At 71.6% G+C, this 18,697-nt stretch carries 15 protein-coding genes and 1 pseudogene; 6 read left to right on the top strand and 10 right to left on the bottom strand.

Features of this window, described 5'->3' with window-relative positions:
• The first annotated feature begins 39 nt into the window (after window positions 1-39).
• Entirely contained in the window at window positions 40-720 is a 681-nt protein-coding gene (locus tag ACGFIM_RS37830) for a hypothetical protein (protein WP_393211188.1), read from the top strand.
• Between the two features lie 158 nt (window positions 721-878).
• Here the strand turns inward: ACGFIM_RS37830 and ACGFIM_RS37825 are convergent, their stop codons facing one another.
• From ACGFIM_RS37825 to ACGFIM_RS37815, 3 genes are all read right to left on the bottom strand, one after another.
• Entirely contained in the window at window positions 879-4,193 is a 3,315-nt protein-coding gene (locus tag ACGFIM_RS37825) for a GH92 family glycosyl hydrolase (RefSeq protein WP_393211185.1), read from the bottom strand.
• 513 nt (window positions 4,194-4,706) lie between these two features.
• Window positions 4,707-6,143: a class I adenylate-forming enzyme family protein gene (locus tag ACGFIM_RS37820; protein WP_393211182.1), complete on the bottom strand. Its 1,437-nt coding sequence runs from the start codon at window positions 6,141-6,143 to the stop codon at window positions 4,707-4,709.
• On the bottom strand, window positions 6,133-7,683 hold the full coding sequence (locus tag ACGFIM_RS37815; RefSeq protein ID WP_393211179.1) for an NAD(P)-binding domain-containing protein: 1,551 nt from the start codon (window positions 7,681-7,683) through the stop codon (window positions 6,133-6,135). The genes ACGFIM_RS37820 and ACGFIM_RS37815 overlap by 11 nt, the downstream gene beginning before the upstream one ends.
• Before the next feature lie 62 nt (window positions 7,684-7,745).
• On the opposite strand from ACGFIM_RS37815, the gene ACGFIM_RS37810 reads away from it, so the two are divergent.
• Together ACGFIM_RS37810 and ACGFIM_RS37805 are read left to right on the top strand one after the other, a co-directional pair.
• Window positions 7,746-9,245 (top strand): aromatic amino acid ammonia-lyase, encoded by a 1,500-nt coding sequence (locus tag ACGFIM_RS37810; RefSeq protein ID WP_393211176.1) that lies wholly within the window; start codon window positions 7,746-7,748, stop codon window positions 9,243-9,245.
• A 4-nt stretch (window positions 9,246-9,249) separates the two neighbouring features.
• Window positions 9,250-9,642, top strand: coding sequence for an RNA-binding S4 domain-containing protein (locus ACGFIM_RS37805; RefSeq protein ID WP_393211173.1), 393 nt, complete (start codon window positions 9,250-9,252; stop codon window positions 9,640-9,642).
• Between the two features lie 24 nt (window positions 9,643-9,666).
• Here the strand turns inward: ACGFIM_RS37805 and ACGFIM_RS37800 are convergent, their stop codons facing one another.
• From ACGFIM_RS37800 to ACGFIM_RS37780, 5 genes are read right to left on the bottom strand one after another with little or no spacing between them, the layout of a single operon-like run.
• A complete protein-coding gene (locus ACGFIM_RS37800) occupies window positions 9,667-10,719 on the bottom strand; it encodes a VWA domain-containing protein (RefSeq protein ID WP_393211170.1) in 1,053 nt (350 codons plus the stop codon).
• Window positions 10,720-10,756: 37 nt separating this feature from the next.
• Window positions 10,757-11,716 (bottom strand): VWA domain-containing protein, encoded by a 960-nt coding sequence (locus ACGFIM_RS37795; RefSeq protein WP_393211167.1) that lies wholly within the window; start codon window positions 11,714-11,716, stop codon window positions 10,757-10,759.
• A gap of 34 nt (window positions 11,717-11,750) precedes the next feature.
• The gene (locus ACGFIM_RS37790) at window positions 11,751-12,641 is read right to left on the bottom strand and encodes a DUF58 domain-containing protein (protein WP_393211164.1); all 891 of its coding nucleotides are present in this window, start codon (window positions 12,639-12,641) and stop codon (window positions 11,751-11,753) included.
• A gap of 6 nt (window positions 12,642-12,647) precedes the next feature.
• On the bottom strand, window positions 12,648-13,634 hold the full coding sequence (locus ACGFIM_RS37785) for an AAA family ATPase (protein ID WP_393211161.1): 987 nt from the start codon (window positions 13,632-13,634) through the stop codon (window positions 12,648-12,650).
• 14 nt (window positions 13,635-13,648) lie between these two features.
• Window positions 13,649-14,470: a S1C family serine protease gene (locus ACGFIM_RS37780; RefSeq protein ID WP_393211158.1), complete on the bottom strand. Its 822-nt coding sequence runs from the start codon at window positions 14,468-14,470 to the stop codon at window positions 13,649-13,651.
• Between the two features lie 505 nt (window positions 14,471-14,975).
• Between ACGFIM_RS37780 and ACGFIM_RS37775 the strand changes: the two genes are divergently transcribed.
• Entirely contained in the window at window positions 14,976-15,875 is a 900-nt protein-coding gene (locus tag ACGFIM_RS37775; RefSeq protein WP_393211155.1) for a diacylglycerol/lipid kinase family protein, read from the top strand.
• A gap of 18 nt (window positions 15,876-15,893) precedes the next feature.
• Window positions 15,894-15,989: pseudogene (locus tag ACGFIM_RS37770) on the top strand (MerR family transcriptional regulator); the annotation flags it as partial.
• 6 nt (window positions 15,990-15,995) lie between these two features.
• Here the strand turns inward: ACGFIM_RS37770 and ACGFIM_RS37765 are convergent.
• Window positions 15,996-16,628, bottom strand: a complete 633-nt coding sequence (locus ACGFIM_RS37765; protein WP_378785412.1) for an RloB family protein — start codon at window positions 16,626-16,628, stop codon at window positions 15,996-15,998.
• Window positions 16,625-17,974 carry an ATP-binding protein gene (locus ACGFIM_RS37760; protein ID WP_364068119.1) on the bottom strand — a complete coding sequence of 450 codons (1,350 nt, stop codon included), beginning with the start codon at window positions 17,972-17,974 and terminating at the stop codon, window positions 16,625-16,627. Before ACGFIM_RS37760 ends, ACGFIM_RS37765 begins: the two co-directional genes overlap by 4 nt.
• A 237-nt stretch (window positions 17,975-18,211) precedes the next feature.
• On the opposite strand from ACGFIM_RS37760, the gene ACGFIM_RS37755 reads away from it, so the two are divergent.
• Window positions 18,212-18,652, top strand: a complete 441-nt coding sequence (locus ACGFIM_RS37755; RefSeq protein WP_364068120.1) for a DNA-binding protein — start codon at window positions 18,212-18,214, stop codon at window positions 18,650-18,652.
• Window positions 18,653-18,697: the final 45 nt, after the last annotated feature.

Here is an 18,697-nt window from a genome sequence, read left to right as displayed (position 1 = left end):
GCCGGGTCGTACTTTTGACGAGCCAGCAAACTGAAGGTCGTGACGAAAGATCTCACCGGCGCGCGGGACCGTCTGATCTCTCCCCGCGAGCTTCACCAGGTCGCAGCCCTGCTGAACATGCCGCGTCTCGACGAGTATGCCGTGCGCGAGGACGGGGCCCCGTACACCAACCGCCAGGCCGCGATGTACGCCGGCATCGCCGCGTGGGCACGGCTGTCGGCGGAGGCGGCCGAGCGGCTCGGCGCGTCGGAAGAGCCGGAAGACCGCGAAGAATTCGCTTATCTCATTGAATATACGGACAGGCACGCCAAGGGCTGGTACCCGGCGCCCAGCGATGAATCCAGCGGCATGACGCTGGCGGACCGGGCCGAGACGGTCGCGCAGACCGTGCTCACCCGCTACATCAATCACCTGGCCGACAACCGGGACGACTACGAGCTGTGGCTGGTCGACTCGCTCTCCCTCCGCGCCAGTGTGTGGCACGTCAACACCGCCGAGCCGTACCCCCGCGGCCTCGGGCCCGACCACCCCTCGTCTCCGTACGCCTTCTCGGACGCGGCGATCCCGCCGCACGCCGTCGAGATCCGCACGCCCGCCCAGATCCACCGGGTCATGGACCGTCGCATCGCCCCGTGGCCCGACACCGTCTTCTGGGAGCCCGAGCCCGCGGCCGGCCTCACCCCGGCCTACCTGGCCTCCGCCGAACACCACCACAACTGACGCCCCGGCGTCCGGTGTGCAGACCTGGTGGAGGTGGGTGAGGACGCGCCGGTCCTCACCCACCTCGCCGATTTACGCGAGGCAGGAAGGGTGCCCCTCGCCCACCTCGCCGGGTCATGTGGGTGAGGGTGGGTGGCCCCTCACCCGCCTCTGCCGGGTCACGTGCCGAAGGACCAGGCGAAGATATGGGGGGTGGCGGCGGTGGCCGGGGCGGGGAGGGTCAGGGACTTGACCTGTTTGCCGGGGTCGAGCTCGATCGGGACCGTCGCGAAGACGTACACGTTGATGTCCTGGCGCCCGCCGCCGCCATCGAGCCGGTACGGCGTGCGCAGGACGATCTCGTTGCCGAAGCGGGGCGGGTAGGCGTCGCGGGCGAGCGCCCAGTCGCTGAAGCCGACCCGGGCCTGCTGGGTCGAGCCGTCGGTGTACGTGATGGTGATGTCGGTCTCGACGTCGCCGGAGGCGCCGGCGCCGAGGAAGGCGAGGGTGGTGGCGCCTTCGGGGGCGGAGACGTCGATGGTCTGGCCGGTGGCCTGGACATTGTCCCACTCCCCAGGCGCCCGGTCGGGCCAGGTGAACGTGTGGCCCTTCCAGGTGAGCTCGGCTCCGGGGCGGGCGCCGGCGGCGGCGAGCGCCTGGGCGCTGTAGCTCCAGCCGATGCCGTCGAAGTTGGCCAGGCCGGCCTGCTCGTCGTCGCCGATGCCGGCGTTGTTCTGGTGCCACTCGATGGTGCCGCGCTCGGCGACGTTGAGCTTGACCGCGGCGGTGACGCCGTCCGCGTCGAGCTCGACGGGCACGGTGGTGAAGCCGGTCGGCAGATCGGCGGCGGTGGCGAGGGTGATCTCGGCGGTGGCCTTGCCGTTGGCGGGGACGTCGAGGGTGCCGCTCTCCGGGGTCACGGTGACGCCGGTGGGCGGCTCGGCGGTCCAGGTGAGCGTGCCGCCCTCGCCGACGGCCTGGACGGTGAGCGTGGCGGTGACGGTTCCGCCGGGTTCGACGGGGGACGCGCCGGGGTCGAGGCTCACCAGGTACGGCTTCATGCCCGCCTGGAAGCTCGGCGGCGGCTCCTCCGCACCGAACGAGGTGTCGGGCCGGGAGCCGAGCGCGAAGTCGAGCCTGCCGCTGGTGAACCCTTCGGGCAGCCACGCCCGGTCCGTCGCCTTGCCGTTGACCTTGACCGCCTGGATGTAGCGGTTGGTGTCGGAGGCGCTGGGGGCGTTGATGGTGATCGTCTTGCCGTTGGAGCGGGTGACGGTGATCTTCTCGAACGCGGGGCTGTGGAGGATCAGCTCCGCACGCCCCGGGATGGCGGGATAAATCCCCATCGATGCCCAGACGTACCAGGCGCCCATCGTGCCCAGGTCGTCGTTCCCGGTCAGGCCGTCCGGCGTGGGCTTGAACAGCTCGTTCCTGGCCCGCGCCACCAGATCCTGCGTCTTGTACGGCTGACCCGCCCACACGTACAGCCACGGGCTGAGCAGCGACGGCTCGTTGCCCAGGTAGGCGTGCGGCTTGTTGGGCCCGGCGTTCAGCTCGGCGAAGAACTCATCCAGCCGCGCGATCGCCTTGTCGACCCCGCCCATGGCGTTGAACAGCCCGCGCGGGTTGTGCGGCACCATCCAGTGGTACTGGGCGCCGTTGCCCTCCACGTACATGGACGGGCTGGCCGGGTCGAAGTCCGGCGTGAACGAGCCGTCGCCGAAGCGCGGCTGGATCCAGGCGTTGGCCGGGTTGTAGGTGTTCTGCCAGGACTGGGCGCGCCGCATGAACGCATCGCGCGTCTTCGTGTCGCCGAGCCGCTCGGCGAGCTGGGCGATGCCGAAGTCGGCGATGGCGTATTCGAGCGTGGTCGAGGGGTCCGTGGGGACGTAGCCGTTCTTCAGGTACGCGGCGTTGCCCGGCCGTTCCGTGTAGCCGGTGGCCGGGTCGGCGCCGATGCGCTCCGCGCCCTTGACCATCGCGGCCAGCGCGCCCTTGGCATCGAAGTCGCGCGCGCCGAAGGCGTGGATGCTGGAGATGATCGAGTGGTACGGGTCGCCGTTCATGACGCCGGTGATCGTGTTCTGGTGCGACCAGCGGTCCCAGACGTCGCCGATGGCGTGCGCGTTCTCGTACATGGACTGGGCGATGTCGCTCGCCACGTCGGGCGCGAGCAGCGCGATGAGCTGCATCTGGCTGCGGTAGACGTCCCAGCCGGAGAACGTCGCGTAGTGGTGGTGTCCGCGCCTGACCTGGTGTGTGCGGTAGTCGAAGCCGGTGTAGGTGCCGTCCACGTCGTCGAAGACGTACGGCTGGAGCAGCGCGTGGTACAGGTTGCTGTAGAACGTGCGCTTCCTGGTCTCGTCGCCGCCGGTCACCTTGATCTGGCCGAGGCGCTCGTTCCAGGCGCGCCGTGCGCTCGCGGCGATGCGGTCGAAGCCCTGAGAGCCGACCTCGGCGCGCAGGTTGCGCTTCGCGCCGTCGATGCTGACGTACGACAGGCCGACGCGCATCTGCACCGGCGTCTGCGGGTCGAACTGGAGATACACGCCGATCCCCGGACCCTTGACGATCACGTCACGGGCGGCCTGCCTGGCCGGCGGCCGGTCGGCGGGCGGGCTGGGCTGCACGGCGGGCTCGCCCTTCCCCTCAGCCTGCCTCTCCCCAGGGGCGTCGGTGACGCCGGCCAGGCCGTGCGGCTTGACCGCCGGCGGCACTTTGGCCTCGGAACGACCCTTCACCCGCAGTTCGCCGGGGAGCACCGAGCCGTCGCGCCAGGTGCCGAACGCGCGTACCGGCTTGTCGAAGGTGGCGTGGAAGTAGACGTAGTAGCGGCTCTGCGCCCCGCAGAAGCCGCCCGTCTTGGCCCAGCCGCTCACGGTGAACCCGCCGTCGCTGCTGATCGTGGCCTCGGCGTCGTCCACGCCGTTGACGGAGCCGCTGACGTTGAGCAGCAGGGTGAGCGGCTTGCCCGCCGGGCCGGTGAAGCGGCCGACGCCCGCCCTGGTCGTGGCGGTGACCTCGGCTTTGACACCGCTGTCCAAAGTCACGCCGTAATAGCCGGGCGAGGCGTTCTCGTTCTCGTGCCGGAACGTCTGGACGTAGTCGTCGAAGTCCGTGGCCGGGGAGCTCGCGACGGTGCCCGAGATGGGGAGGACCGGGAAGTCCTGGGCGCCGGTGCAGCCGGGGCCGGAGATGTGGGTGAGCGACAGGCCGCGCAGGCGGTCGTCCTCGTACTTGTAGCCGCCGCCCGAGGCGCGGACGGTGTCGGGGCTCCACTGCATCATGCCGAACGGCAGCGCGGCGCCCGGGAAGTTCATCCCCGCGCCGCCGCCGTGGCCGAAGTCGGGGCCGCCGTCCTGTGTGCCCATGAACGGGTTGACGTACGCGGCGAGGTCGGCCGGCGGGGCTGCGGCCTGGGCGGGGGCCGGTAAGGAGAGGCTGGGGAGAGTGACGGCGGCGGCTAAGGCCGCCACCCATGCTGAACGGGACAAGGCTCCTCCATGAGGGGCTCGCGTTGCTGCGGGCCCGCACTGCCGCGGTCGGCGGGTCCCGCCCGTAGACAACGTTGTCAACCTACGGACCACTAAACGATCCCGACCGAACTCTGTCAAGGCGAGTCATCCCGCCGTCCACAACCCCTCCCACCGCCGTGCGTGCACGGCCTTTCAAGGAGGAGAAGGCAGGACCTGTCAAGGCACGCCCGTCCACAACCTCACCCGCCGCCGTGCGTGCACGGCCTCGAGGAAAGAGGGGTCTTCCCCCACCGAGCCGAGCGTGCGCGGTAGAGGCAGGGCCGAGCCGAGCGTGCGGGGAGGCAGAGCGGAGCCGAGCGTGCGAGGTGGAGACAGGGGCCGAGCCGAGCGTGCGAGGTGGAGACAGGGGCCGAGCCGAGCGTGCGGGGGGAAGCGGGGCGGGGCGCCCGTGCGGGTGAGGTAGGGCCGGGCCGCCCATGCGGTGGGAGCGGAAGCCCGGCGGCAGGCACGGCGGGCAGGAGCGCGTCCCGGCTAACCGGGGGCTTTCAGGAGGCGCTTGTCGGGCTTGCCGTTCGGGCCTGCGGGCACCTCGTCGATGACCGTGATCGTGGCGGGCACGCAGGCGGCCCCGAGCCGCTCCCTGACCAGGTGGCGCAGGGCGTCGAAGTCGGGGGTGCGGCCGGGTGCGGGGACGACGAAGGCGTGCACGGCCTCGCCGGTGTCCTCGTCAGGCGCGCCGATCACGTACGCCTCGGCGATGTCGGGCGAGGCGGCGAGGGCGCGCTCGATGGGGCCGGCGTAGTGCAGCTCGGCGTTGACGATGATGACGTCCCTGACGCGGCCGGCGAGGTAGAGGCGGCCGTCGGCGTCGACGTGGCCGAGGTCGCGGGTGCGCACCCAGCCGTCGACGAAGACCCGCGCCGTCTCCTCGGGGTCGCCCCAGTAGCCGGCGGCCTGGGCCGGGGTGCGGACGTACAGCTCGCCGTCCTGGCCGGGCGGTACGGGGGCGCCGGAGGCGTCCCTGATCGAGATGTCGATGACGTCCGGCGGGACGCCGAGTGACGGGGGCGGGTCGTCGGGGGTGGCCATGGAGATGGTGCCGGTCTCGGTCTGCCCGTAGCCGTGGAACACGACGGGGCCGAGCACCTCGCGGGCCTCGCGCAGCCGGGCGGCCTGGACCGGCGAGCCGGACACCATGAGCGCGCGCAGGCTGCTCAGGTCGGCCGGGGTGGCGCGCTGGGCGGCCACGAGCTTGTACAGGCGGGGCACGGTGATGACGCTGGCGCTGGCCCGGTGTTTGACGATGGCCTCGGGCAGCGACGGGGCTTCGGCGGCGACGAGGGTGCCGCCGGCGGCGAGCGTGAGTATGCCGTACTCCATCATGACCTGGCTGCTCAGCGTGCCGAAGACGAGGTAGCGCTGGAGCCGGGAGGCCAGCTCCCTGATCGCGGGCGGCCAGGCGTCGGGGCGGGCGGTCCAGGCGGCGTTCATGGCGGCGTACGTCTGCGCGCACGCCTTGGGCGTGCCGGTGCTGCCGCTGGTGTGGACGATCCTGGCGACGTCGTCGGGGCGGCCGGACAGCTCGAGCGGCCCGCCGTCGTCGGGCGTCTCCAGCAGGTCGTCCAGGCGCAGGCCCCCGGTGCCGGTGTCGGCCACGGTGGCGGTGATGTCCTGGCTCAGCAGGTGGCGGCGCTGGGCGTCGGGCAGGCCGGGGCGGACGCCGACGACGCGGGCGCCCACGACGTACCCGGCGATGATCGCGGCGAACGCCTCGGGCGAGACGCCGAGCAGCAGCGCCAGCCCGTCGCCCGGGCCGACGCCGGCGGCGCGCAGCCCGGCCGCGCACCGGCGGACCATGCCGAGCAGCTCGGCGCCGGTGACCGCCCGGTCCCCGTGCTCGAACACGGGGCGGTCACCGGCGGCGGCCAGCAGGTCGAGGACGGGACGGGGGTACGGATCAACCGGCATCGGCCAGGCATTCCTTGGCGAAGGCGGTCAGCGGCTGGCGGTGCACCACCGGCAGGTCCCACTCGTTCTCCAGGTTCTCGGCCAGGTGGTGCACGGCGTTGAGCTCGCCGTCGCGGTAGTAGCGCACCACCGGGTGCAGGTAGCTGGAGTCCTGGGCGTGCTCCCAGTCGTTCTCCTTGACGCGCGGGAGCGAGATGTCGAACGGGTCCGCGGTGTCGTGGTCGGGGCCGTATTCGAGGGTGACGACGAAGCGGTGCCGGGCCGGGCCGAGCCCGCCGTCGGCGACGTACGCGACCGGCACCTCCTCCTGGTAGAGGGCGCTGCCGCCCACGGTGACGACGTCCCCGAGCACGGAGAACTGCTGCCACAGCGCCGACGATCTGTTGACCCGCTCGATGATCGCGTCGCTGACCGCTTCGGGGCTGGGCTCGAGTTCCCTCGCCGGCCAGGAGCCGCCGTGGTAGCGGGTGGTGAGGATGCGGTGCAGGGCGCGCACGCCGTACCTGAAGCCGTGGATGAAGCCGCTGGTGCCCTTCTTGAAGTCGCGCTGCTGGGTGAGCGTGCCGGCGAAGTACAGATCGGGGACGTTGACGGACTCGTACGCGGAGGTCTGCTCGGGGAAACGGTCGTTGATGACGAGCGCGGGCCGGCAGGAGTCGTCGAACACCGAGGCGTCGAACCGGAAGCCGGTGCATGCGATGATCCGGTCGTAGTGCAGCTCGCGCAGCGCCTCCACGGTGCGGGCGTAGCGGAAGATGACGCGGTAGCCGCCCTCGGGGCGCGGCTCGATGCTCTCCACCGTGCCGTCGAGCACCGAGTTCTGCGACTTGAGCTGGTAGGTGTCGAGGAAGTTGTTGTTGACCGCGCGCAGGTGGCCGACGTAGTGGCTCTGCCAGGCCATCCTGATCGAGTGCGGCCCTGCGACGTGGATGACGGCCGCCTTGGCGACGAGCGCGTCGGCGGTCTCGAAGCCGGAGTTGCCCTTGCCGATGACGAGCACCCGCTGGTCGGTGAAGGAGGCGGGGTCGGTGTCGAAGGTGTCGTAGCGTTCGGCGTGCTCGATGCCGGGGATCGGCGGGACGTACATGCGGGAGACGCCGGTGGCCATGATGAGCCGGCGGCCCCGCCAGGTGCGGCCGGAGGCGTCGAGGATGCGAAAGCCCTCGTCGTCGCGGCCGATCCGGACGACGTCCACGCCGTACTCGGCGCGCACCCCGGTCCGTTCGGCGTAGTCGGCGAGGTAGCGCACGAGGTCGTCGGCCTGCGGGAAGTACTCCTCGGTGTAGCGGGTGAACAGCAGGCCGGGATCGTCGCTCAGCAGCGAGTTCCAGTCCATGCGCAGCCGCAGCTCCGGATCGGCGTACCCGGTGTGCACCTTGTTGATGGAGATGAGCTGGCGGTGCCGCGGGAAGCGGGTGAAGAAGGTGCCCGGCCCCGACCCGCGTTCGAGGACGACGTAGTCATGACCGTGGCGTTCGAGAAGTGCGGCGAGCTGCAGCCCGGCCGGTCCGGCTCCGATGATCACGTAGTCATGCGCCATGATCTGGAAGCTAAGGACGAATTCTCAGAGGATTCTGAGAATCACCGACCTATCGTCCGGTCATGCGCGACATCGAACTCACCGCTCCGCTGTGTCCCGCCGATCTCCGCCGCGCCGCGGCTCCCGTGTCCGTCGTCGTCGATCCGAGCGTGCGGGGGCGCGTCGAGCGCGGCCGCGGCTACCTGCGCGAGGTGCTGAGCGAGGAGGATCGCCCGGTGTACGGCGCGACCACCGGTTTCGGGGCGCTCGTCGGCTTCGCCGGCCGGGAGGACGAGGCCGACCAGTGCGACAACACGCTCGCCCATCTCGGCGCGGGTCAGGGCCCCGACCTGCCGCTGGAGGTGGCCAGGGCGGCGCTGCTGGTGCGCGTGTGGTCGCTGGCCCAGGGGCTGTCCGGGGTGTCGGCGCACGTGGTGGACGGGCTCGCGGCCATGTTCGGCACGACGTTCGTCCCGGCGGTCCCCCGCTTCGGCTCGGTGGGCGCGAGCGGCGACCTGATCCCGCTCGCCTACGCCGCCCAGGCGTTGCGCGGCCGGGGACATGCGTACGTGAACGGCCGGCGCATGCCCGCCGCCGCCGCGCTGGACGAGGCCGGGCTCAAGCCGCTCTCGCTCGACGGGCGGGACGCGCTCGCCCTCGTCAACGGCACCTCGCTCACCACCGCCGCGACCGCGCTCGCCCTGGACGGCGTGCGCGCCTCGCACCGGGCCGTGCAGACGCTCACCTGCCTGCTGGCCGACCTGCTCGGCTGCGACCCGCAGTTCCTCGATCCCCGGCTGCTCGACGCGTACGGCCATCGCGGCGCGGCGGACGTCGCCGAGGGCATGCGCAAGACGCTGTCGGGGATCCGGCCGTCGGGGACGCGGGCGCTGCAGGAGCCGTACAGCATCCGCTGCTCGCCGCAGCTCCTGGGCGCGGCCGAGGACGCGCTGCGGTACGTGGACGGCGTCGTCGCGGCCGACCTCGCGAGCGTCAGCGACAACCCGCTGTTCTTCCCCGACGACGACCTCGTGGTGCACGGCGGCAACTTCTTCGGCCAGCCGGCCGCGTTCGCGTCCGACGTGCTCGCGATGGTGATCGCGCAGCTCGGCAACCTCGCGGAACGCCAGCTCGACCTGCTCGTCGATCCCGGGCGCAACGGCGGGCTGCCGCCCATGCTGGCCGCCGGGCCCGGCCGGCAGCACGGCATGCAGGGCGTGCAGCTCGCGACGACGGCGTTCGTCGCCGAGCTGCGCCGCGCCGCGGTGCCGGCGGGGATGCAGAGCCTGCCCACCAACCTGCACAACCAGGACGTGGTGCCGTTCGGGACGCAGGCGGCGCTGCGGGCGTACGACATGGCGGGCCTGCTGCGGCTGCTGTGCGGCTCGCTGGCCGTGGGGCTGCGGCAGGCGGCGCACGTCGGCGCGCGCCGGCCCACCGCCCCGGCCTGCGCGGAGCTGCTGGACGCGCTGGCCGAGGCGATCCCGCCGATCGACCCGGACCGGCCGCTCGACGAGGACGTCCGCACGGCCGCGGATCTGCTCACGGGGGTGAACCAGGAGGGCGGCGGGTCAGTAGAGTGACGGCGTGGCAGGTGAGCAGCAGCCGAGTGCGCGCGTGGACAGCTGGATCTGGGCGGTCCGCCTGATCAAGACCAGGTCGATGGCGGCCGACGCCTGCCGGGGCGGTCACGTGCGGGTCAACGGCGTACGCGTCAAGCCCGCCCACGCCGTCCGCCCCGGCGACGAGGTGCGGCTGCGGCACGAGGGCCGCGAGCGGATCGTCGTCGTCTCCAAGATCATCAACAAGCGGGTGGGCGCCGCCGTGGCCGCCGAGTGCTACGTCGACAAGAGCCCTCCGCCGCCGCCCCGCGAGGAGATCGTGCCGGTCGCCGTACGCGCGCGCGGCGCGGGCCGTCCCACCAAGCGCGAGCGCCGCGACATCGAGCGGCTGCTCGGCCGGCGGGGCCGCCGCGACTGAGCCCCCGCCGCCCGGCGGGGCTCCTCATCGGGACGGCGTCCGTGGCCGGTTCCACCACAGCGAGAGCCCGAGCGCGCTGCCGACGAGCAGCGCTCCCCCGGCCGCGAACAGCGCGGCCGTGTCCACCTTCTCCCGCACCACGGTGAACGCGGCCGGCAGGGAGCCGAGCGCGCTCTGCAGCTCGTCGGCGTTCTCGGCGCGGTGGTAGGAGCCGCCGGTGGTCTCGGCGATCTTCTTGAGCGTGGCCTCGTCGATGTTGCGGACGTTGCGCCCGCGGTCGAAGCCGCCCCTGCCCCAGCCGCCCCACGAGCCGAAGCCGCGCCCGTCGAACTGGGAGCTGTCGCACACCATGGGCGCCGGGTCGGTGGTGCCGAAGCCGATCGGGAAGACGCGTACGTGGCGCAGCGCCGCCTCCTGGGCGGCGGTCTGCGGATCGACGCCCTGCGTGTTCGCGCCGTCGGTGAGCACGACGATCGCGGCGGCGGCGTGACCGCCCTCGCCCGGGGGCGGGGTGGCACCGGTGGGGGCGACGGACGGGTCCACCTCGGCGATCGCGTCGATCGAGGTGAGCATGGCCTGACCGATGGCGGTGCCCCGGCCGGTCATGAGGTCGTCCAGGGCCTCGATCAGCGCGTCGGTGTCGTCGGTCGGCGGGACGAGCAGCCCTGAGGTGCCGGAGAACGTGACGAGCCCGATGCGCGGCCCGCCCCGCTGCGACTCGACGAACTCGGCGGCGGCCTTCTTCGCGGCGGTCAGGCGGTTGGGTTCCACATCCGTCGAGCACATGGACATGGAGGTGTCGAGGGCGAGCAGGATCGTCGCCGACCGCTGCGGCACCGGTACCTCCGCCTGCGGCCGGGCGGCGCCGACCGCGAGCAGCGCGAGCCCGGCGACGAACAGCGCCGGCGGGACCTTCCTGATCCACCGGGTGCGTCCCGGCACGGCGGCGCGTACGAGCGCGATCGAGGTGACGCGTACGGCGGCCCGCCTGCGGCGGCGCAGCGCCCACCAGCGCACGGCGAAGATCAGCGGGATGACCAGCGCGAACAGCAGTGCCCACGGCCAGGAGAAGGTCACCTCAGATCACCCCCGGGCATGTCGATGTCGGCGGCATTCAGATCACCCGTCCAGAGCGGAGCACGGTGAGCGCCGCTCCCGCGGTGAGCAGCGCGATGGCGACCCAGATGAGCCCTCCGGTGAGGGGCAGCGGCTCGTCGGAGACGGTGAGCCGCAGGTCGATGGAGTCGGCGATGCCGTCGAGCCGCGCGGCGTCGGAGGCGGGGTGGTACTCGCCGCCGGTGGTCCGCGCGATCTGCGTCAGCGTCTCCTCGTCCAGCGAGGTCTGCACGTGGTAGCCGTCCACCTTGACCGTGGCGCCCGCGGTGGTGCCGACGCCGACCGTGTGCACCTGCACGCCGGCCGCCTGCGCGACCTCGGCGGCCTTCTCGAGGTCCTGGCCCTGGTTCTGGCCGTCGGAGAACAGCACGATCGTCGCCGACGGCCAGTAACCGATGTCGGGTACGTCGCCGTCCTTGCCGATCGTCACCTGCTTGCCGCTGATCGCCGTCAGCGAGACCGCGATGGCCGCGCCCAGCGAGGTGCCGCCGGAGATCTTCAGCCGGTCGATGGCCTTGAGCGCCTTGGCGTGGTCGGGGTCGGGCCGCGCGGTGGTGAGCGCGCCGCGTTCGAACGCGACGACCCCGATGTCCACGCTGTCGGGCTGCGCCTCGACGAACTTGCGCGCCGCCCGCTGCGCCGCCGCCAGCCGGTTGGGCGCGACGTCGGTGGCGCCCATGCTGTTGGAGACGTCGATGGCGAGGATGACGGTGCCCGCCGTACGGGGCACCGGCACCATGGCCGTGGGTCCCGCCGTGGCGATCGCGAGCACCGCGACGCCGACGATCGTCAGGCCGGTGCCGAGGCCCGCGCCGGACGGCGTACGGCGTCCTGCCGCGACGACCCCCGCGGCGGCCAGCGCCGCCCTGCGGCGGCGGACCGAGACGGCGGCCGCCCAGGCGAGCGCCGCCGTCACGAGCAGCCCGGCGACGAGCAGCAGCGGGGAGGACAGGGTCATGACGCCTCCTCCACCGGGTTTCCTCCGGACGCTCTCATGAGCGCCTGTCCCTGGTCTTGGCGACCACCTCGACGAGCGTCTCGGCCAGGTCGCGATCGGTCTCCACGCGGTGCACCGGCACCCCGGCGCGGCGCATGCCCGCCGTGAGCCCGGCCTCGCGGGCCTCCACCGCCTCGCGGAAGCGCACCCGCAGCAGCGGGTCGGCGGAGTCCACGACGAGCTGCTCGCCGGTCTCGGCGTCCTCGACCACGATCAGCCCGGCCTCGGGCAGCACGTCGTCGGCGGTGTCCACGATGCGCAGCGCGGCCACCTCGTGCCGGCGGGCCAGGCGCTGCAGCGAGCGTTCCCAGTCGCCCTCGCCGATGAAGTCGGAGAGCACGAGGATGAGGGCGCGGCGGCGGGCCAGCCGTCCCGCCGCGTCCAGCATCGCGGCCAGGTCGGTCGTCGCGCCCCGTTTCGCGGCGCGCTCCGCGGTGCGTTCCAGCTCGGCGGCGATGCGCAGCGCGTGCTTGCGCGTCGTGCCCGGCGGAACGACGCGCAGCATGCCGGTGTCGTACAGCAGCGCCCCCACCCGGTTCCCGCTGCGCCCGAACAGCCGGGCGAGCACCAGCGCCAGCTCGGCCAGCACGTCGTGCTTGGCCCGCCCGGGACGGCCCGCCGCCATCGAGGCCGACCTGTCGAGCACCAGCCACACGGTCAGCTCGCGGTCCTCGGTGAAGACCCGCAGGTGCGGCTCGTCCAGCCGGGCGGTCACGTTCCAGTCGATGTGGCGGGCGTCGTCGCCCTCGCTGTACGCGCGCAGCCCCGTGAAGTCGATCCCGGACCCCCGGTACGTGGTGTGGTGGGCACCCTGGAGCCGGCCGTCGAGCCTGCGCACGACCTTCCACTCCAGGCGGAGCAGGAGTTTCTCCGGCGCGGTCGCCATGGCGGGTCAGCGGCTCTGCAGGACGACGTCGGGGGCGCGCACCGCGCCGAGCACCCTGGTGACGATCGTGTCGGGATCCACGTCGTCGGCGAGGGCCTCGTACGACAGGACCAGCCGGTGGCGCAGCACGTCGAGCGCCAGCTCGGCCAGGTCGTGCGGCAGCACGTAGTCGCGGCCGCGCAGGAACGCGAGCGCCCTCGCCCCGGTGACGAGCGCGATGGAGGCGCGGGGGCTGGCGCCGTGGGTGACGTACCGCTCCAGCTCGCCGAGCCCGGCCGTCGCCGGTGAGCGGGTGGCCGAGACCAGCCGGACCGCGTAGTCGATGATCGACGGGTCCACGTACACCTGCCGGGCGCGCTCGCGCATGGCCATCAGGTCGCCGGGGGTGAGCATCGGCTGCGGCGGCTCCGGCGGGCGCAGCGCCCGCGCGACGATCGCGTGCTCCTCGGCGTTCGACGGATAGTCCACGATCACCTTCATCATGAACCGGTCCACCTGCGCCTCGGGCAGCGGGTACGTGCCCTCCGACTCGATCGGGTTCTCCGTCGCCATGACCAGGAACGGCTCCGGCACCGGGAACGTCTCCCGGCCGATCGTCACCTGGTGCTCCTGCATGACCTCCAGCAGGGCGCTCTGCACCTTGGCGGGGGCACGGTTGATCTCGTCGGCGAGCAGCAGGTTCGCGAACACCGGGCCGAGCTCCGTCTTGAACTCGCCGGAGTGCTGGTGGTAGACGCGGGTGCCGATGAGGTCGGCCGGCACCAGGTCGGGGGTGAACTGCACGCGCTGGAACGTGCCGTGCACGGCGGCGGCCAGCGACCGCACGGCGAGGGTCTTGGCCAGGCCCGGCACGCCCTCCACCAGGAGGTGGCCGTCGGCGATGAGCGCGACCGCCATGCGTTCGAGCAGCACGTCCTGCCCGACGATCGTACGTTTGACCTCGAACAGCACCTGTTCGAGCGGGTGGGCCTGGTCCGGCTCTGGTGGGGTCATGGGGTCCCTTCGCGTCATATCTGCAGCCCTTCGCCGGGCGGTCCTTCGCCGTCGTCGCCGCCCAGGGCCGCGCCGATCGGCACCGCGAACGCGATGCCGGCGAACGCCTCGTCGCCTCCCGGGTCGGCGATCGAGACGACGATCCCGATCACCAGGCCGCGCGAGTCGAGGAGCGGGCCGCCCGAGCTGCCCGGGTTGGCGGCGGCGTCGAACTGGATGAGCCCGTTCAGGTCGCCGTCGGCGGAGCCGCGCTCGGCGGACCTGTTCAGGCCGGACACGACGCCGGTCGAGACGCTGTACGTCAGGCCGAGCGGGTTGCCGATCGCGATCACGGGCGCGCCGACGGACACCGCCCCGCCGAGCGTCGCCGGGACGACCACCTCGGGCAGCTTCTGCGGCTTGAGCGTGGCGACGTCGCGCTTGGGGTTCGCCGAGGTGACGGCGGCCTTGCTCCTGGTGCCGTCGGAGAATCGCAACGTGACGTCCTTCGCGCCCTTGATCACGTGGTACGCGGTCAGGACCGTTCCGTCGTCGGCCGCGATCACTCCCGTGCCGAGCGACTTGCCCGCCTGGATGACCACCACCGACGGCCCGACCCGTTCGAAGACCTCGGACACGCTCAACGTGGCACTGGGTGAGGGCGTCGGGCTGGGGCTCGGCGCGGCCTCCCGGCCGCCCGCGCCGATGCTGCCCAGGGCGTACGCCAGCACCGCCACGATGACCAGGGCCGCACCCCCGACGACGAACCATCGGACCCGCTTACCGGCTTCGGCTTTCGGGGGCGTCTTCGCCTCCTCGGCCTCGGCCGCGCCGTCCGCCTGCGGCACGCGCTCCATCGCCCCATAGTCATAAATCTCAGGCGAAAGTGCTACAAACTTCGCCTGAGAACTTCATGAGAACCGGCTGGGAGTCTGGGTTTTGTAGCGGCGGAGGTAGCAGTGCCGACCACCCGCATATCCGACCACCAAGTATCCGACCACCAAGGCCAGACCGTCCACGCCCGCGTTCCGCCTCCCCCTCTCCACGCCTGGCCCCGCAGCCGCGCGCCGCCCCCTCTCCCCAAGAAGCCCCGCAGCCGGGCGACGCCGCCACCACCGGACTGCGTCCCCTTCTCAGCGATCGGCCCGCAGCCGAGCGGCGGCCCCGCCACCGGGTTCCGCCCTCCTTTCTCTTCCCCATGAAGTTCGCAGCCGCGGCGGTGGGGTGATCGGGGGCGCCGGTCCGGCCGGGACAGCCGGAAGCCGCACCGGGATGCTTCCACCCCGCGGCGGGGTGTGGAGGTTTGGGGGCGCGGGGCGGGGTAGGCGTCGGCCCCGGAGGACGCGGCGAGGGAGGGCTTCGATGCGCCGGTTGCTGGCGATCGTCAACGCGGCGGCGGGCGCCGCCGACGACGTCGTCTCGGACATCGTGAACGTGCTGCGCGAGCACGCCGACACCGCAGAGGTCCGGCTCGACGAGCCCGATGCGCTGGCCAAGGCCCTGGACGAGCATCCCGACCGGGACCCGGTGGTGCTGGGCGGCGACGGCAGCCTGCACCGCCTCGTCGCCACTCTGGCCGAGCGAGGAGAGCTGGCCAGCAGGACCGTCGGCCTGATCCCGCTCGGCACCGGCAACGACCTGGCGCGCGGACTCGGCGTACCACTCGATCCCAAGGAGGCGGCGCGGGCGGCGGCTCTGGGCCGGCCCCGGCCGATCGACCTGCTGCGCGACGACGAGGGCGGCGTCGTGGTCAACGCCGTGCACATCGGCGTGGGCGTGGAGGCCGCCCGTACGGCGACGCCGCTCAAGCCGGTGCTGCGCCGCTTCGCGTACGCGGTCGGCAGCCTGGTGGCGGGCGCGCGTACCAAAGGATCGCCGCTCAAGGTGGAGGTGGACGGCCGGGTGGTCGCGGACGGACGGCGCAGGGTCCTCATGGTCGGCATCGGCAACGGCACCTCGATCGGCGGCGGCACGCCCCTCACCCCCGGCGCCCACCCCTCGGACGGGCAGGCCGACGTGGTGGTCTCGTTCGCCACGGGGCCGTGGCAGCGGCTGCGGTACGGGGTGCTGCTCAAGCTCGGGCGGCACGTGGACAGGCCGGAGGTGGCCGCCGTGCGCGGGACGCGGGTCCGGATCAGCGGTCCCGCCGTGCACGTGAACGCCGACGGCGAGCTGACCGGCCCCTACGCCGAGCGCACGTGGACCGTCGAGCCCCACGCCTGGCGGCTGTCCATGCCGGAGGTCGCGTCTCAAGCGACTTGAGGTCCGATAGTGGCGGGCATGGACGAGCTCTACTCGATCGGGGACGCGGCCCGCCGTACCGGGCTCAGCGTCAGCGCGATCCGCCTCCACTCCGACGCCGCCATCGTCGCTCCGCGCGGATCAGCCGCTTGTTCCCCGGTGGCCTTGGATGCTCTCGATGAGTCGCCAGACGCCCGAACTCGGGTTGGATCTCGGGGGTGAGCCGTCACCCTCGTGTTTGGTGTCCAGCTTCTGCGCGCGGTCACGGGCGACGTCGTAGCGGTCGGTCAGCTGCTCAAGCGCACGTGGGGTCAGCGCCTTCTCGCAGGACAGGTGCTTCTTGGCCAGCGTCTGCGCTAAGCCTCGTTCGAGCGCGGCCGTCTGATTCTGGAAGTGGAGCAGGAACCACAGCTCGACACACGGGTTCGAGACAGCGATGTTGATCTGGTTGTCGGCGGCCAGCCGATAGGTCTCCGGGAGGTTCGGGAACTCGTCCACATCGAACATGCACCAGTACTCGTCGAAGGCACTGCCACGACCGCGTTTCGCCTCACGCTGGTCCGCTCGTTTGCGAGCACAGGCAGCGCGTACGAGGTCGAGCGGAACGCCATGGAAGTCATCGATCTCCACGATGACGCGCTCCCTGCAGAGCCGATACCAGTGCTGCAAATACAGCACCTCGGTCTTGGTGCCTTCGGTGAACACGTAGAGGGTGCGCCTGGTGCTCTGCGCCGCCGGAACCCTTTGCGAGCGGCTTCGCGGTTTGCGGGTCACTGGTGACCGCCCGCTATGAGACGAGCGACTTCGATGAACTCCTCGTGGCTGACGATCGGCGTCGCACCGTAGCGGCCGGAAAGGTACCGCTTCCCTATGGCTTCCTCCTGGCGCGGCGACAGATCCGACAAGGGGTAGAGACGGCTGCGGCCATCCGCGAGCTTCTCGGTGAACCAGATCTGATCGCGTCCCAGGGACCGCGAACGCGTGGTGCTGCCCAGAAGCGACGGAGCATGGGAGCTGAAGATCAGCTGCGCACCGTGGGGGTTGGCCTCCGGGTCCTGGAACAGACCGATGAGCCGCTCCGTGAGCAGGGGATGCAGACTCGACTCCAGTTCGTCGACCAGGAGGACGGTCCCCGACTGCAGAGCCTCGAAGACGGGCCCCACGATCCCGAGCCAGACGAGAGTGCCCAGCGACTCCTCCGACACGTTGAAGTCCACGTCATCCCGCACGCCGCGGTGACTGAGCACTAAACCCAGCTCAGTGAGGTCGATCTCCGGAAATCCCTCGGCATCGTCCTCATGCCCGGCCAGGATGAGAATGGCGCGGCGGACCCGTTCGAGCACCTTGGGGTCGGGTGGCCGGATCCTGACATCCGCGATGCCGAGGTCCGCGGCGCGAAGCAGCGCCAATACCTGCTCCCGGCTCGCGTCCTCGCGAAGGAGCTGTGCGGTGAACGCCCATCGCGCCTGCCTGCTCGACGCCTCCGCGAGCTTCAGGTTGCGACCGAACCAGTCGTAGAGCGGAAGCAGATCCGGATGCTCGCCCGCTGCCGCAGCCGACAGGAAGAGGGCGTTCGGCCTGACGATGCGCTCGATCGCCCTTCCTATCGTCCGCTTTCCTGCGGGTATCTCGATCTGTTCGCCGTGTGTCCGGTTGAAGATCAAGGCCGCGCGGCCATGCGGATAACGGTATGCCCACTCCTGGAGAACGCGCCGGCTGTCCACGATGACGCCGTACTCGTGACGGACGCCGTTGAGCACGAGATCGATCTCGTAGCGGGTCGGCTTGTCGGCCGCCTCGGGATCGAGCCGGAAGCTGTGCCGGTGAACGCCCCCAGACGGGTCACCGGACCGAAACGAGAACAGCACGAGGTCTCTGAGATGGTGCAGCGCCTTGAGCAGGTTGGTCTTGCCCGAGGCGTTGGCGCCGAACACGCCTGCCGCGGGGAGAACCCGGAGGGGACGGCCGCCTTTGCGGTGCCAGTGAACCTCTCTCGGCACGCCCTTCTCCGCTTGAGCCGTCGCCTCAAGCGAGAAGTCCAACTCGTCATAGAACGAGTAGGCATTCTCCGCCCGGAACGCCAGAAGCATCGAGAGCTGACCCGCCTCGCCGTCCGCCATGAGCGCGATTATTGCGGGAAATCTGCAATTTAGCAATTGAGCCTGACCGAAGTCGCGCTGACAGAGCCTCCATAGGCCGTGCGCAAATGGCTAGAAAATCGGACAACCGCCGATTAACAGAAACCTCCCGCCTCGACGGCCCGACTGGCGCTTAGCAGGGGCACACCTACAGGCCTTAAACAGTCTGTTCAAAACGTTATGTTGACAACACTGCATGAGGCGCGGGACCGTGGGTTCATGCACAGTGAGCAAACCGACCCCTTTGCCGCGCCGGATCCCGAACGGGCGCGCGCCGGGCGGGTCCACGCCTCCCTCTTCCGCATCGCCGAGCGCCACGCCGCCACCGACGAGCAGCGCAGCCGTCAGGTCCACCCCTCGGCGCTCGCGCCGCACGAGGCCGTCAGGCTTGTGACGTTCCTGCTCAGCGGGGCCGCACAGCTCGACGACGGCGAGCCGGAGGTGGACAGGGCCGACATCACCGCCGCACTGACCCTCGTCCCGCTGGTGCGCGGCGAGCTCGACGCGCTGGAGGCCGGGCTGCTGCGGATGGCGCGCGGACGCGGCATGACCTGGCAGGAGATCGCGTACGGCCTGGGCCTCGGAACGGCGCAGGCGGCGAGACAGCGCTACGAGCGCCTGGCCGGACGCACCGCGACCGCCGAGGAGGGCGCGGGCTGACTTTGGGCCTTGCGCGGGGCCAGGGCGTCCGTTAACTCTTAGGAA

The sequence above is a fragment of the Nonomuraea sp. NPDC049309 genome (assembly GCF_043196965.1).
Classification (GTDB): domain Bacteria; phylum Actinomycetota; class Actinomycetes; order Streptosporangiales; family Streptosporangiaceae; genus Nonomuraea; species Nonomuraea fastidiosa.
Note: the sequence above shows the minus strand (reverse complement) of the source record. Positions and strands in the feature narration are given on the sequence as shown.